This window comes from Planctopirus limnophila DSM 3776, assembly GCF_000092105.1.
Classification (GTDB): Bacteria; Planctomycetota; Planctomycetia; order Planctomycetales; family Planctomycetaceae; genus Planctopirus; species Planctopirus limnophila.
Window position 1 is genome coordinate 1,535,226 of the sequence record NC_014148.1, and the last position, 15,122, is coordinate 1,550,347.

Genomic DNA, 15,122 nt, shown 5'->3' on the forward strand with positions numbered 1-15,122 from the left:
TAGACTTCAGACCTCGTCACATTGATTGACCAGAATTGGAAGACGCATGAACTGACCGTGAGTTACCCGGATCAGAAATCACTCTCCATGGATGAATGCCTTCCACGAACGATACTTAGAAGAATCCAGGTGTTGCTGCATAGTCGGGCTGCGAGATGGCTTGGAAGGAGTTGACATCAGCTTCATGCCGGCTTCGTGAGGAGTACGACCACCTTTGCGTACATTGCAATCCAGACACGAGCAGACAATGTTTTCCCAGGAGGTCGGCCCGCCTCGACTTTTGGGCATCACATGGTCGAGACTGAGTTTGTGCAGACTGAACTTCTTGCCGCAATATTGGCAGCGATTCTCATCTCTCAGGAAGATGTTGCGACGATTGAATTTGACGGCATTGCGAGGCATGCGATCGTAAGACAACAGACGAATGATTTTCGGAACTTGAATTGCAAAGCTGACCGATTGCACCCAGTCCGCATCCTCTTCGTAATCTCCCAAAGAGGCCTTGATCTGGCTGATTTCCAGCCACTGTCCAAAATCAAGGGATTGGTAGGAACCTTCTTCTACGGAAATAACTTCTGCCAATTCTTTCGCCAGCAGGCAAAAGGCACGCTTGGCGGAAATCACCTGCACGGCAGCGTAATGGCGATTCAATGCCAGGACGCTCGCATGCAGACCTGTCGTTCGACCCGCAATCATCGCGACTTGATTCCTTTCCTGCTCCGGGCTGGATCATCCATCACGTTGGTGGCTCGACAAAAACACAAACTGTAAATCAAGACCCGTCACATACTAACCACAAACAATCAGTACACATTTCAGAGAGTCGTCATCCACAATTGGTTTGCGAATTGTAACCGTCAAAAAATCCTGCGGCAATTCCCTAGTTGCGATCAGAACAATTCTGCTCCCTGTGGTCACATGAATTTCACTTCATTTTGATGTTTTCTTTGAGCTGACTGGAACTCGTCAGTCGAGCTGACCTGAACCTGCGAAAAAGACACACTTCCCCAAAGCCAACAGGTTCGAGTGAAATCTTCTTTGTTTGTGGATCCCTGCCAGAGTCTAATGCGATTTGTCAGGTTCGCAGTTCTTTCGGGAAGAGACTCACCTCATGAGGGGGAAGTCTGTGTTTGCCCGGAGATTTGCTGGTGCGTCCATCGGCAAGATGGCGTTTCGGAACAGATAGGAACATCACATGAAGGTTGGAATTGTCGGTTGTGGTATGGTCGGTTCCTCGGCTGCATTTGCCATGATCATGAGTGGTATTGGCCGGGAAATTGTTCTGGTCGATCGCAACACCGCACGAGCCGAAGCGGAAGCCGACGATCTTTTTCATGCCGTCCCTTTTGCCCATAATCTGCGGGTAAAAGCTGGTGGATATTCAGATCTGGCCAATGCGAGTGTTGTTGTTCTCACAGCAGGTGTCAGTCAGAAACCCGGGGAAACTCGTCTCGAACTCCTGGGCCGCAATAAGGCGGTCTTTGAAGAGATTGTTCCTCAGGTCCTCAAATATGCGCCGGGTGCCATGATTGTGGTGGCCTCAAATCCTGTCGATGTCATGACACACCTCACAGCGAATATCGCCATGCGTTACGGCATGTCTTCGAGTCGAGTCATTGGCTCGGGAACCATGCTGGATACCGCGCGGTTTCGTACGCTGGTGGGAGAAGCCTTACTGGTCGATTCTCACCATGTCCATGCCTATGTGATTGGTGAGCATGGCGATTCCGAGGTTTTAACATGGTCGCTGGCCACAGTGGCCGGGCTGCACCTCGATGAATACTGCCATTCGCTGGGAATCTGTCTGCATGAGCATCAGAAGCAGATTATCGATGACCGGGTGCGTGGTGCCGCGTATCGCATTATTCAAGGAAAAGGCTCGACTTACTATGGGATCGGTTCAGCACTGGCGCGACTGGTGAAAACCATCCTGAATGACCATCGAGCCGTGCTGACAGTCTGTGCGCGCGAAAAGCTGATTGAAGGTGTCGAGGACGTCACACTCTCGATGCCCCGGGTTGTGGGAGGTTCTGGCGTCCAATCGACGATTCCGTTGCATCTGGCTCCGGAGGAGCATCAGGGATTGCGAAAAAGCGCTCTCGTCCTGAAAGAGGCCATCAGTTCGATTGAAAAGTGATGCGTTTACTCGCGATTTGATTTGGAGTTCGTGAGGAAGGAACCGGGCTTGAACAGGCAGAATCTGCCAAAGCCTCAGGGGATTGAGGATAATGGAGGCTTTTGAGCAGTAATTGTTCAAAAAATGGAATATCAGTGGATTAACTTTCGTAGCTTCGCCAGTCGATATAATCGTTAATCCCGCCTTTCATTCATCTGAACTGTTCGTGCCATTTGGCACCAGTTCAGCCTGCCTGCCCCTCTTCACTGATTGAACTCCTCCCAATGTTTGCTCAGCAAATATTCTTGCCAGAGGTTCAGCGAAGACGTAAGAGCCATCGTATTGGTTTGAATTCATCTGCCCGATTTCAGCGAACTTTACGTTTCACCAAAGTGATGCTTATTGCTGGGCTGGTAACGACCTGGACTTTCTGTCTAGGTGCAGACCCGGTTCTTGCCCAGCACTCTCAGGCACCGGTTCACTTTGAGCCGGAGTTACTGACACAGAGCGATCAGGATTTTCTGAAGCTTCCCGACGAGCTGCTGCCTGCCCCTGCCGCCGATGAATCGGATTCAACAAATGATCAATTGATGGAGGATCTTCGTCTCCTGAGACAACGTCTGGATCTCATTGAGAACGAGCTGGCGGAAGAAAGAGCACAGCAGAAGAAGTCTGAATTCGCAGCCAAGGCCGCCAAGCAAAAACTTCCCTCCATCGATTGGACTGCCCAACTTCAGGTCGACACGGTCTTCTCCGATCAATCCGAGGAAAATCGTCTGGCCGTCGGCAACGCACCCAATGGTACCGATTTTCGTAGAGCCCGGCTGGGAGCCGTCGGACGATATCAGGAGTATTACGAGTACCGCATCGAAATGGATTTTGCTCTCCCCGGCAGACCCTCATTTCTGGATGTCTGGGTGGGGCATCATAATGTCAAATATTTTGGGACCATCCGTGTTGGGCATTTCTTTGAACCCTTCAGCCTCGAAAGGCTCTCGGCCAATCGGTTCAGCACTTTTATGGAGCGAGGATTGGCCGATGCGATTGCTCCGGCACGCAACACAGGAATCGCTGTCCATAACGCCACAGAATCTCAGCGTCTGATGTGGCAATATGGCTTTTTCAAGTCAGGCAGCGACAACTACGGCGATGACACAGGAGACTCTCCTGACTGGGCTTTTTCTCACCGTATTGTGTGGGCACCGGGGCTGGATAAAGCCAACACACGCTATTTGAATCACTTTGGATTTGCTCACAGCATCCGGCGGCCGGATGATCGTCTTTACAGCATTGCTTCGACACCAGAAATCCGTATGTCCGAATCTGGTGGGGCGAGCATTCCGAACTTTGTGAACACGGGGAACATTCCTGCCAGTACGGTCGACTTGATCAATTTTGAAATGGCCTTTGTGCGTGGGCCGCTTTCATTTCAGACCGAATACAACTATGTGCAGGTCGATCAGATCAATGGGCCGCGTGTGAATTTCCACGGAGCTTATGCATTTGTAAGCTGGTTCGTCACTGGTGAGCATCGACCCTACGCCGTCGCCCAGAACAAAAACTCAAGGCCAATTGGCATGTTTGGGCGCCCGATTCCTTTCACTAATGTTTTGCCAGCACCGGGATCAACAGAGACACCTTCGGGGCCGGGTGCCTGGGAATTGGCTGCTCGCTGGTCCTGGCTTGATCTGAATGACCAGAACATTCAGGGAGGCAATCTCCATGACCTCACTTTTGGGGTCAACTGGTATCTGAACCCTTACACGAAGGTGCAGTTCAACTACATTCACCCGATCCTTTACAAACAAAACTTCGGTACCAGCTCGGCCAATTTTGTCGGCATGCGTGTGAACTGGGATTTTTAAGCCGGGTTCAGATTCACGTCGAACGAGCAATTTCTCGGCAAGCCGGGCTGCTATTGTTCCGGTCGGCTCAAAAGCCGAACTCGTGCGCAGTGGTATTGGGGAACACGGGAATTTGGGAACACGGACGTCCCCGAAACTCTTCGAAATCGACAGATTGCAATCATTCGGCAAACTCCTTCGTCTCCTGTGATCAATCAGGGACTGTCTCGTCGGCTCGGGCTGCAATTTCTGCCGATGAATCTGTATGTCCAGGTTTCCAAGAATGCAGATTCATAGTTTCCAGGGGAGTCTGGCGGGCGATTCTTTCGCCGTCAGGGCCAATATGCTGAGGTTCCGCCTGAGTACCAGCTTGCGAAGGTCTTTGTTCAAGACATGGCCCGTCATCTTTCGATGCTGGTATGTCTGGGTCTATTTTATTGTTTTACACACTCAGACGCTCGCCGAAGAATCTCGACCAGCGGCACCACCCGAGAATCAGGCAGCAGGTAAACCATCCGCCAGCGATATTCATCTGGATAACGCCCATAGTGAACCTCTCCCCTCAGGAAATCTTCCCGCCAACCAGCCGGTGATCGCTCCTCAAAAAGTTGCTGAGACTTTCCGCAAGGAACTTTCGGCGCCAAAGATCGCTCGGCATTTTTCCGGAGCCACGGTTGTTCAGGAATTTCGGTTTGATGATCAGGAGGATCTTGATCAGGATGACCTGCCGGATGGTTGGCTTCGACGCAAAGGGGCACCTTTTCCACGCTATGTCGAATCGATGATTGATCGAAGTCCGCCGGGGCTGGATCATCATGCACTGCGATTTCGAGTCAACGGTGGCCCGGCGGTCTTTTACAGTCCACTGGTGCGAGTCGATCCCAATTACAATCTGGCGGTGACCGGGAGTATTCAGACCTCAGGGCTGAATCATTCTGCGGGTCTCATTTCGATCTCAGTTCTCGATGCCAGAAGAGAGCGATTGGCACGCTGGTTATCACAGCCCGTCTCCGGCAGTCAGGCATGGGAAGCGGCTGTAATTGGCCCCGTTTCCCTCCCGCCTCAAGCAGCATTTGTGGTTGTCGGTTGTCACGTAGTGGATGGACTTCAAACCGACGTCCGCGGGGATGTCTGGTTTGCAGATCTGCAGGTGGTGCGACTTCCCAATATCGACTGGGGCAGTTCGCCTCTCAATTGCTTTCAGGATAAAGACCTGAACTTCAATCTGGATATGGCATTTACCGGGCTGGAACCTACTCTTGAGTATCAACTCGATCTGACGGCGCGCGATGTGGATGGCAACTTGATTGCCCGAGATCAACGCACTTTGAAGCCTGAGCAGTCAAAGCCTGTCGATCAAAGTGCAAACGCGCAGCCCACCACTGTGGCGGAACCCAGGCGAGTGACGTGGAATCTGGATCAACTGGAGTATGGTCACTACCAGATGGAAGCCCGGCTGACACATGCTGGCGTGCTGGTCTTGCAGAAGACCAGGCCCTTCGTGCGTTTCGAAACTCTGGAAAAACCACTGACCACAGGCGAGTTTGGCTGGTCAGTCCCTTCCGTCATGCCACAAAGAGTTTTGAATACTCTCTCGGCCATGGTCGATCAGACAGCGACTTCCTGGGTGAAGTACCCTGTCTGGGAATCAGCCGACGATCCAGCTCTGATGAGTGAAACGACAGAGTTCTTTGAAGATCTGGCCGAAAAGGGTGTCACAATTGTGGGCGTCTTTGGTGCGCCTCCCAAACCATTACAGGCCATGACCAGCCAGGAGTGGCAGGGCTCTGCCGAGATCTTTTCGCTGCCGCGAGAAATCTGGGCAGATTCGATGCATCCTGCCCTGGCCAGATATGGTTCGCATATCAGACGCTGGCAACTGGGGAGTGATCGCGATCACAGTTTTGTTGATGGCCTGAATACGGTCCTTGGCTTTCGCGTGGCCCGCAGTGAAATTCAGTCGATCAGTCGTGGCTCAATGGTGGGAACTGCCTGGACACCTCAAAGCAAAGAACTTCCTCGCGGGATCGACTTTGTCATCAGTCCGGCAAGTCTCGAGTTGCCCAAACGGAATTCCGCGGAGACTGCTGAGCAGTGGGTGGTTCTGCAAGCATCCGATTTGAAGGGAACAACTCCCCCTCAGATTGCGGGCGAACTGGCCAAACGAATGATCGAGCAGCGCAAAGCTGGTATCGAAACCATTCTGCATGGAGATCCGTTTCATCCACAGTCCGGAGTGTTCAGTCCAGATGGTTCGCCAGGAAACATGTTTCTCCCCTGGCGAACTCTGGCGATCTCGTTGTCGGGAAAGGAGTTTGCAGGGGCCTTCACTTTGCCTCAGCGCAGCGAAAATGCGGTCTTTATTGATGAGCATGAAGCCTGCGTGGTTCTCTGGAACCAACGGGAGACCATCGAGAAAGCGCATCTGGGAAATGAGGCCGTACTCGTCGATCTATGGGGACGCCAGCGAAAACTATTGATTGATCAAGTCACTGGACAGCAGCTTCTCCCGGTAGGCCCAGTCCCGATCATTGTTCGAAAATGTTCGCCGGCACTGGCGAAATGGCGCGTAGCCACTCATTTTGAACGGGGTCGATGCCGCAGTGAATATGGGATGCATGAGGATGCACTGGTTGGCACGAATACGTTTCCACAAGGGGCTTCTGCCACAGTTGAGCTTTTGCTTCCTAAAGAATGGAACGCGGAGCCACGCAGCAGCAATCTTCAGTTGAGAGCTCGTGAGCCCTGGCGGATTCCTTTCCGCTTTCTATTGCCGGCCACCGCCAGTCTGGGTGATCACGAGGCCGAGATCGTCTTCAAAATCGATGCAGATCAGCACTACGAATTCCGCATGCCGTTGGTTTATCGAGTGGGGCTGGATGACATTACCATCGAAGTGATTGATCGACTCCTTCCCGATGGACGACTCGAAATCGAGCAGCGGGTGACGAATCGGACAGTTCCCGAAGAGATTGTCGATTTCCGTTGCAGCCTGTTTATCCCCAATGAACGCAGGCAACGCGTGAATATCCCTCGACTTGGCGAGGGCCTCGACAAGAAGATTTTTTATCTTCCCGACGGGGCACGTTTTGATGGTCAGACGCTCTGGTTGCGGCTTGAACAGGAAAATGGCCGACGAATTCTGAACTACCGCTGGGTCGTGAAGACCGGCCAGGATTCGCCAGCAACCGGGAACGAATTCAGTTCCAGGTAGCGACTGATTCTGACGCAAAATATCTCCAAAACCTGAGATTCTGGTTCGAGGTCGAGAAATCGGGAACGAATTTCCCGAGATCTGCATCAGATTCGCTGAATAATCCCCTCTCGTTTCGGTGCTAACTTCTGGCTATACTTCGTTATGAAGTTTTTGTTCAGTCTGGCGGGAATATGTCCATGAATGATGTGACCACTCACCTGCTCGAAAAAGTTCGCCGACGGATGGCACTGGGCCAATGGGCTGAGCTTGCCATGCTCAATCTACTGGTGCTCACAGCTTCCATGACTGTACTCACCATTGTGAATCGACTAACGGCATTTGCGCCGGAACAGATGATCATGTACGTCTGGCTGGCGATTGTCCCCGCAGCAGCACTACTGGCTGCCATTTTTCTGAAGCGGCCCACACTTTCGGAAGCGGCCCATCAGGTGGATCGTGCACTGGGCGAGAAAGATCTGTTTTTGACAGTATCTCGTCTGTCGTCATCCGTGGGAGAGTATCAGCCTGTCGTCCTGGCTGTGGCCCATGCCAAAGCCCAATCCGTGGTGCCAGCCAAAGTGTCACCCTGGAATCCTTCACGAAGAATTCGTCCACTGCTCGGCTTAATTTTGCTGGCAGGCGGAATCCAATTCTTTCTTCCCCAGTGGGATCTCTTTGGCAATCGCGCACAGGCCGCCGTTATTGAGCAGCGTTCGGCTCAACTGAACCTCACTCGCAAGATGACAGAAGTTCGCAAGACCGAGCTCAAGCGGGCCCAGGAATCACGGGACACCACTCAAGACCAGCAGCTTGAGGAAAATCTCAAGCTCGCATTCCAGAAAATGGAACCATCCCGCAAAGAAGAAAACCGCAAAGAATTGTTGAAGCAGCAGAAAGAGATCAGCCAGCAGTGGAAGGTCAAAGCCGCTTCGAAAAGTTCACCTTCGGCCAGTCGATCATCCCCCTCTGAAGAAGGTCAGAAATTTGGAGATGAAGAGACCGAGACCTTGAGGAAAAAGGCCAAAGAGGCGTTGCGCTCGGGCAATATGCAACCTCTCAAAGAGACGATGGAGCAAATTAAGGACGAACTGGAAAAGCTGGCCAAGACAGAAGACCCTGTCGAGCGGGCAGAGAAGCTGGAACAATTGAAAAAGCGGCTGGAAAATCTCGAAAAGCTCGCTCGGGAAGAGTTCGGTTCTGAGGAAATGGCCAAAGCCCTCGAACGAGCCCGGCAACAGGCTCAACTGGCCCAGAAAGATGGAGGAAATCCCAGCGAAGCCATGCAGGCTGCGATGGAATCGATGGAACTCTCTGAGATGGAACTCTCCCAGGCCATGGAGAATCTGAAGGACATGCAGAATCTGGAGAAAGCCCTTAAGGCAATTCAGGCTGCCAAAAAGCTCAACGAGCTTGACCCTCTCGATGGGGAAAAGTGCAAGCAGTGCCAGTCACTTTCTGATTATGAGAAGCTCTACAAGGAAATGCTGGCCAAATGCAATGGTCAAGGTGATGGACAAGGAAAAGGGAATGGTAATGGATTAGGAGGAGAAGGGATCGGCAGAGGTGGCAAAGCTCAGGAGGATGATTCGGTGGAAACATCCTTCGTTGATGAAAAGTCACAATCTCAGGTCACTGCCGGTAAGATGCTCCTCTCGATCAAAACTCAAGGGTTGGGCGAAAAAGGTCAGGCGAGCGAAGATTATCGAAAAGCCGCCACGGCAGTGAAGCAGGGCGTTGCCGAAGCCATCCAGCAGGAGCAGATTCCCCCGGGTTATCATGAGTCGATCAAGTCCTACTTCGATCAGGTCGCTCCAGAAAAATCGGGATCTGACAAGTAAGTTCGCCAACCCGATTTGATCTCTTCTGAAGTCAGTCGGTCCCCACCGCTATTTTGCCATGCTTGCGGCTCGGAGCAAGCATGCTTCATTGACCTCAACTCGCCATGGATCTCTCGTTGCGAGTGACTCGTCAGGACGGCTGAGTTTCTCTCAATGGCGCTTGAATAACTCTCTTTGAATTTGGAGTATCAGCCTGAAACCACGTCGAAAAGTAACGGGGCTCAATCATTGATTGAGCCCCGAAAGCATGCATTGAGTCAATCATCTGACGTGTGACTAGATGAACTGTGTCAAGCCGGGCATGGCCACTGGTTCCACAGGAAGTGGACCCCACTCGTAAGCCTTGGGGCCCAGAACTTCCTGGCTGTTCATGGCTTGCTCCCAGGTGATTTTCTGACCGGTATAGGCCGACATGCGGCACATGATGGCAAGCATGGTGCTGTAGCACATGTATTCGCCATTGTTAATCGGCTGTCCCTTGCGAATCGAAGCGAAGAGTTCGTCATGTTCGGTTTGATACATATTGTTCTTCGGGCCTTCGTACTTCCAGATCACCTTGCCTTCGTTGTCCACAATCCGGTGCTTGAAGATATCTGCACGGCCCTTGGTTCCCAGAACGTGATCGCTGACATCGACCTGGGTGCCATCCTGCTGGCGGCTGCGGAAGAACATTTTGACGCCATTCGCATACTCGTAAGTGGCGGCAAAGTGATCGTAGATGTTGCCAAAATCGGGGCTGACACGCACCTGACGACCACCCGTGGCACTACAAACCACTGGTGGAACATCCTTCATCGCCCAGGCCATCTTGTCGAGACTGTGGATAGCCTGCTCGTTGCCATGGTCACCCGAAAGCCACGTGAAGTAGAGCCAGTTGCGAACCTGCCACTCCATATCACTCCACTCGGGCTTGCGGGGTTTACGCCATAAACCGCGTGTGTCGTAACTGCACTGCATGGCAACGATATCACCAATCGTTCCCTGATGAATCTGCTCGAACGTAGCTCGCATGCCGTAGTCATAGCGCCAGCAGAGGCCCGAGACAACAGCCAGGTTTCTTTCGGCCGCCTTCTTTGAAGTCTCCAGAACCGAGCGAACGCCAGGGGCATCAACCGCAATCGGTTTTTCGACAAACATGTGCACACCCGCATCAACAGCCAGCTTCATATGTTCTGGCCGGAAGTGTGGTGGCGAACAGAGAAGGATGACATCGACGCCCGCAGCCAGCATGTTCTTGCAGCCGTCGAAGCCTGTGAACTTGTGGGCGTCGTCGACGGTAATGCGACCTGCAAAGCTGTCGTTGGACTGCAGATTTTTCAGTGAGTTTTCGATGTTATCGCCAAAGGCATCTGCCATAGCGACCAGCTTGGTGTTTTTGTCAGCCGAAAGGGCCTGTGCTGCCGCACCGGTTCCACGGCCACCACAGCCGACCAGTCCAATCCGCAGCGTATCGTCAGCAGCGGCGTAGGCCCGTGTGGCAATTTGTGAAGCCAGTGCCACGGCAGTGGCCCCGACGGCAGAGGTCTTCAAAAAGTCTCGACGATTGGCTTGTGCTGATGGGTGTGTGGCGGGGGTGTCTGTCATCAATACCTCGGCAGGATTTGAAAAGGCGTGTGTGGAAGTTACCAAGCGGATTGACTTTTCCGCCCGCAACACTGTACCAGATAGAGACTGTGAATCGCGAGAAATCTTTACGAAAATCTTGGCTTATTCGTGGGAACAGATTTTCAGCAAGATGATGATCAGACTGTCTGCAGATCTGCCATCACCCTTCGGCACAGTGTTGCCAGCCCACAGACCTGCCTTGATGGACGTATCAAACTCTGTGCCCAGCCAACCAAGAGGAAAACTGCCCCATGGATCGACGAGACTTTCTGATGACTGCCGCCAGTGCCTATGGTGCCACATCCCTCCTTGCAAACCATGGATTTGCGATGACCCAGGAACCCTCCGCCTCACAGAGTACCCCTCAACCCAAAGGGCCACTCAGGAAAGCTGTCAAATACAGCATGGTGGGTGTGAAAGGGACAATCGCCGAGAAGTTTGCAGCGGTGAAGTCCGCTGGCTTCGAGGGGATCGACATGGATGCCCGGGTTAAAGACAAGAATGAAGTCGTCGAGGCTGCCAAATCGACTGGCTTGCTTGTTCATGGCGTTGTGGATTACGACCATTGGTCACTGCCGCTGTCGAGCCCAGATGAAGCAGTGCGTGCCAAAGGGTTGGCAGCACTCGAAGAATCCTTGCACGACGCAAAATTCTATGGCGGTGATACCGTCCTGCTTGTTCCAGCAGTCGTCAACAAAAAGATCTCGTACGAAGACGCCTACAAACGATCACAGGCAGAGATTCGCAAGGCGTTGCCTTTAGCCAAAGAGTTGGGGATTAAGATCCTCTTTGAAAATGTATGGAATAACTTCCTGCTCAGCCCGGTCGAATGTGCCCATTACATCGACGAGTTCGAATCGCCTCTCGTTGGCAGTTATTTTGATGTCGGCAATATTGTCCATTATGGCTGGCCTGAACATTGGATTCGGACATTAGGCCCGCGGATTGGCAAAATCGATATCAAGGAATTCAGCCGGTCGAAAGCCAATACCCAGGGGAAGGGCGCTGGTTTTGGCGTCGAGATTGGGGAAGGCGACTGTGACTGGCCTGAAGTTCTTGCCGCACTGAAGGAAGTCGGCTTTTCGGGCTGGGCGACTGCCGAAGTGGGCGGCGGTGGTGCAGAACGCCTGACAGAGATCTCGGGGCGTATGGATAAAATCTTCGCGACCTGGCAAAGCTGACCTTGTTGCCCGTGATCAGATAAAATCTGAATTCTGGGCAAGCTGAAGGCGACAGGCACCAAATGGATGGCAGAAACATGCGGCCACTCTTGCCGATCGGCAGGATTGGCCGCTTTTCTTTGGAACGTATTGCTACTTGTTTGATTTCCCTCTGGACATGCTTTTCGAAAGGAGCGAAACCCACGCCCATTGCCCGATTGGGCCCCATAGTTATGTTTCGGGAAGCCAAGACCATGTCAAAGATTATGTGCGGTTTGAAAACATCTAAACGCTGGAATTTTTTCGCTCCACTCCTCGGATTCAGCCTTCTGGCTCCGTTTTCGACCGGTTGCAATCAGCAGCCAGCAGGTGGTGCCGTGGCTGTGGTGGATCTGGATCAGGTGGCAGAACTGACAGGCGTCACGGCAGAAATCAAAACCAAACTCGCTGCAAAAGAACAGACCCTCAATGGTGAACTGCTGACTGCTCAAGCAAAATTGAGGCAGGAACTGGCGAACCGGAAAACAGCAGCCGGTGAATTGCCTTCTCGTGAAGAAGCCCAGAAACTGCAACAGTTCGAGGCAAGCGCGAATCGTGCTCTGGCGAGTGCTCGTAACACCGCCAAAACTCTGCTCGACCAGGAGCGACTGAAATTGGTGGCCCAGTTCCGTGAGCAGATCAAGCCGGTCATGGCTGAAATCGCCAAAGAGAAAGGCTACTCCGTCATCATTCCCAAAAATGATGGTTTACTATTGGCGATCTCACCCGGTGTCGAAATCACTGAAGCCGTCTCGGCCAAAATTGGTCGGGGAACCATTCATCTCGGTACTGCCGATGTCGCAGCAAAGACAGAGGCTGCCGCCAAGTCGATGGCTCCCGCTTTGCCTTCAGAACATGAGGCCACAACTCCTGCCAATACGACACCAGCGCCGGAACTTCCCAACGAATAAGCCCCCCCTAAGTTCCAGTTCCTTTCAGCCAGAGGTTCGCCCGAGAGATGGCAACCTCTGGCTGTTTTTTTTTGCTGCAGATCAATAGGTTTTAATACTGATTCGAGGATTCAACAGCCCTTATCGTGCCATGCTGGCGGCTCTGAGCAAGCATGTTTAACAGCCTCTCCACACGCCATTGTTCGCTGGGGTGCGAACAATTAGAGAGTTGGATTTCGATCTCTGCAATCTCATCATCTCCTTCAATTCTTCACAAACATCTGGAACCTTGAGAAAAATCGTTACAGTCACTCTATTCGAATCAATCCGCAGTTCTATTTGCGCCGATACGAGATGATGGATGGATCCGGAGATAAGCCCCTCCGGAATGACGAGGCAAATTGCGGCGAAAATCGCCGTTGACCGGCTCATGGAAGGAGCGTTTCGATGCCTAGAAGAGTGTGGGTTCTCGCTATGTCTGCAGCGGCTGCACTCGCTCCCAGCCTGTGCCCGGCTGCTGAAACTTCAACAACCAAGCCAGCCGGACGGATTGCTGCGACACCATCGGCCGATGTGCCGACGAAGTACTCGCGAACTCAGCCTGCACAGGCCGGGGCTGGTACTAGCAGCACCAGTTCTAGCAAATATAGTGAGCTATTTGGTGAAGCTCCCAAGGCGACGCCTGTTAAAGATAGTAAAGTCACTGGAGCTTCAGCCAAATCCGCAGCACCTGATAAAACCGGTGCGATGCGTGCCGGTGGAGAGCGAACCGCTGCCTGGAGCAGTGAGACCGATAACGACGCTCCATTAGGTACAGCGGCCTTCAAGAAGGCCGAAGGGAATAACAGTTTTATTCAGCCTGTGCGTCATACAGAAGAACGAGCCGCGAGCAGCACTCCTAAAGCGAACAGCACCTCTCGCGTCGATCTTGCTCCACAGATTCCTTCACTGAATGTGGAGTGGGTCCGCAGATCCGATATCAACGTCGGTCAAGAATGCACGGTCGATCTGATTGTTCGCAACACGGGGACAACGACAGCGTCAAAAGTTTCGGTTGATGGCTTTTTCCCGACAACCGTTCGCTTGACCAGTGCTGTGCCAAAACCAGCGACCATTACCGATCATCTCACTTGGAACATCGAAGCGATTCCTGCCGGTAGTGAGTACAAAGTTACCATCAAGATGATTCCCAGCCGTCGTGGCGAGCTCGCAACGAACGCCACTGTCCGCCTGACAGGTTCGGCTTCCGCTGCCTTCCGCGTGGAAGAGCCTTTGCTCAAGGTCGCACTCAAGGGGCCATCAGACATCATGGTCGGTGATCCTGCATCACAGACAGTGGTGATTTCTAACCCTGGCAGCGGTATTGCTCACGATGTCAAGCTCGACGTCACGTTGAGCGAAGGGCTCGAATGCAGCAAGGGTAGTCAGTTTGTCATGGATGTGGGTTCGATCAATGCGGGTGAATCTCAGACGATTCGACTCCCTGTGGCTGCTGTCAAAGGTGGCCGTCAAACTGTGACGGTCGTTGCCACCAGCACCTCGGATGCAGGTCATACCGCATCGTCTGTCATCAATGTTCTCGCACCTGCACTTCAGGTCGCCATCGAGGGGCCTGGCTTGCGATACAAAGGTCGTAATGCCAAGTATGTCGTGACAGTCAAGAACGACGGAAGTGTCCCGACCACCAATGTACGTGTCACTCAGAATGTGGCTGAAGGCTTTGAATTTGTATCGGCAGATAAGGGTGGAAAGTTCGATTCCAGCCGCAATCAGGTTTCCTGGCTCGTGAGTCGGATTGAGCCGAATCAATCTGTCAATCTGATCTGCGAATTGACTGCCAATGCTCTGGGTTCGTTTGCCATTACCGCTCAGGCTGCCAACGACACCGCCTCCATGGTGGAAGCCTCAACAACAACGAACGTCGAAGGTTCTTCAGCACTCTCGATGAAGGTGATCGATCTGGATGATCCTGTCGAAGTGGGTGGCGAAACAGCCTACGAAATTCGAGTTTCCAACGAAGGGACCAAGGCCGCGACAGGTGTCACTGTCACTTGTGATCTGCCCGCCGGTCTGGAATTGATCAATGCCCGGGGTGCGACAGAAGGCATCAGCGATGGTCGCATCGTCGGCTTCAAACCACTGGCCAGTCTGGCTCCAGGAACCGAAGCGATCTTCCGAGTTCATGTTCGCAGCACACAGGAAGGGAATCTCCGCTTCCGGGCCCGCGTCACCAGCAACTCGATCGAAGAACCACTGCTGATCGAAGAACAAACCAAGTTCTACTCAGACGTTCGTCGCTAACAGGTGTTGGTTCATCGACGAGCCATGCGTGCCATCGATCGCACCATTTGAAGTTGCCTGAAGACTTAAAGCTGGCGGTTAGAGAAGATTCTCTAACCGCCAGCTTTTTTTGATGCCTATGCAGCATCATTCG

The 15,122-nt window shown here is 52.7% G+C and carries 9 protein-coding genes; 7 read left to right on the plus strand and 2 right to left on the minus strand.

Annotated features, from left to right (window positions below):
- Window positions 1–78: 78 nt before the first annotated feature.
- Window positions 79–696 (minus strand): HNH endonuclease, encoded by a 618-nt coding sequence (locus tag PLIM_RS06210; protein ID WP_013109468.1) that lies wholly within the window; start codon window positions 694–696, stop codon window positions 79–81.
- A gap of 499 nt (window positions 697–1,195) precedes the next feature.
- On the opposite strand from PLIM_RS06210, the gene PLIM_RS06215 reads away from it, so the two are divergent.
- The 4 genes from PLIM_RS06215 (at window position 1,196) to PLIM_RS06230 (ending at window position 8,994) form a co-directional block, all read left to right on the plus strand.
- Window positions 1,196–2,137, plus strand: a complete 942-nt coding sequence (locus tag PLIM_RS06215; protein ID WP_013109469.1) for an L-lactate dehydrogenase — start codon at window positions 1,196–1,198, stop codon at window positions 2,135–2,137.
- A 374-nt stretch (window positions 2,138–2,511) separates the two neighbouring features.
- Window positions 2,512–3,981, plus strand: coding sequence for an OprO/OprP family phosphate-selective porin (locus PLIM_RS06220; RefSeq protein ID WP_230849443.1), 1,470 nt, complete (start codon window positions 2,512–2,514; stop codon window positions 3,979–3,981).
- Between the two features lie 262 nt (window positions 3,982–4,243).
- Window positions 4,244–7,174: a hypothetical protein gene (locus tag PLIM_RS06225; RefSeq protein WP_013109471.1), complete on the plus strand. Its 2,931-nt coding sequence runs from the start codon at window positions 4,244–4,246 to the stop codon at window positions 7,172–7,174.
- A 179-nt stretch (window positions 7,175–7,353) separates the two neighbouring features.
- Entirely contained in the window at window positions 7,354–8,994 is a 1,641-nt protein-coding gene (locus PLIM_RS06230; RefSeq protein ID WP_013109472.1) for a hypothetical protein, read from the plus strand.
- A 276-nt stretch (window positions 8,995–9,270) separates the two neighbouring features.
- Here PLIM_RS06230 and PLIM_RS06235 read toward each other — a convergent pair whose 3' ends face one another.
- A complete protein-coding gene (locus PLIM_RS06235) occupies window positions 9,271–10,578 on the minus strand; it encodes a Gfo/Idh/MocA family oxidoreductase (RefSeq protein WP_013109473.1) in 1,308 nt (435 codons plus the stop codon).
- A 272-nt stretch (window positions 10,579–10,850) separates the two neighbouring features.
- Between PLIM_RS06235 and PLIM_RS06240 the strand changes: the two genes are divergently transcribed.
- From PLIM_RS06240 to PLIM_RS06250, 3 genes are all read left to right on the plus strand, one after another.
- Window positions 10,851–11,780: a sugar phosphate isomerase/epimerase family protein gene (locus PLIM_RS06240; RefSeq protein WP_013109474.1), complete on the plus strand. Its 930-nt coding sequence runs from the start codon at window positions 10,851–10,853 to the stop codon at window positions 11,778–11,780.
- Between the two features lie 233 nt (window positions 11,781–12,013).
- Window positions 12,014–12,709: an OmpH family outer membrane protein gene (locus PLIM_RS06245; RefSeq protein ID WP_196349538.1), complete on the plus strand. Its 696-nt coding sequence runs from the start codon at window positions 12,014–12,016 to the stop codon at window positions 12,707–12,709.
- Window positions 12,710–13,135: 426 nt separating this feature from the next.
- Window positions 13,136–14,989 (plus strand): DUF11 domain-containing protein, encoded by a 1,854-nt coding sequence (locus tag PLIM_RS06250; protein ID WP_013109476.1) that lies wholly within the window; start codon window positions 13,136–13,138, stop codon window positions 14,987–14,989.
- Window positions 14,990–15,122 lie beyond the last annotated feature (133 nt).

Bases quoted from the DNA above. Each gene is read 5' to 3' on its own strand.
- PLIM_RS06245 (WP_196349538.1), top strand. From the start codon at position 12,014: ATGTCAAAGATTATGTGCGGTTTGAAAACATCTAAACGCTGGAATTTT.
- PLIM_RS06220 (WP_230849443.1), top strand. From the start codon at position 2,512: ATGCTTATTGCTGGGCTGGTAACGACCTGGACTTTCTGTCTAGGTGCA.
- PLIM_RS06230 (WP_013109472.1), top strand. From the start codon at position 7,354: ATGAATGATGTGACCACTCACCTGCTCGAAAAAGTTCGCCGACGGATG.
- PLIM_RS06225 (WP_013109471.1), top strand. From the start codon at position 4,244: ATGCAGATTCATAGTTTCCAGGGGAGTCTGGCGGGCGATTCTTTCGCC.
- PLIM_RS06215 (WP_013109469.1), top strand. From the start codon at position 1,196: ATGAAGGTTGGAATTGTCGGTTGTGGTATGGTCGGTTCCTCGGCTGCA.
- PLIM_RS06240 (WP_013109474.1), top strand. From the start codon at position 10,851: ATGGATCGACGAGACTTTCTGATGACTGCCGCCAGTGCCTATGGTGCC.
- PLIM_RS06210 (WP_013109468.1), bottom strand. From the start codon at position 696: ATGATTGCGGGTCGAACGACAGGTCTGCATGCGAGCGTCCTGGCATTG.
- PLIM_RS06235 (WP_013109473.1), bottom strand. From the start codon at position 10,578: ATGACAGACACCCCCGCCACACACCCATCAGCACAAGCCAATCGTCGA.
- PLIM_RS06250 (WP_013109476.1), top strand. From the start codon at position 13,136: ATGCCTAGAAGAGTGTGGGTTCTCGCTATGTCTGCAGCGGCTGCACTC.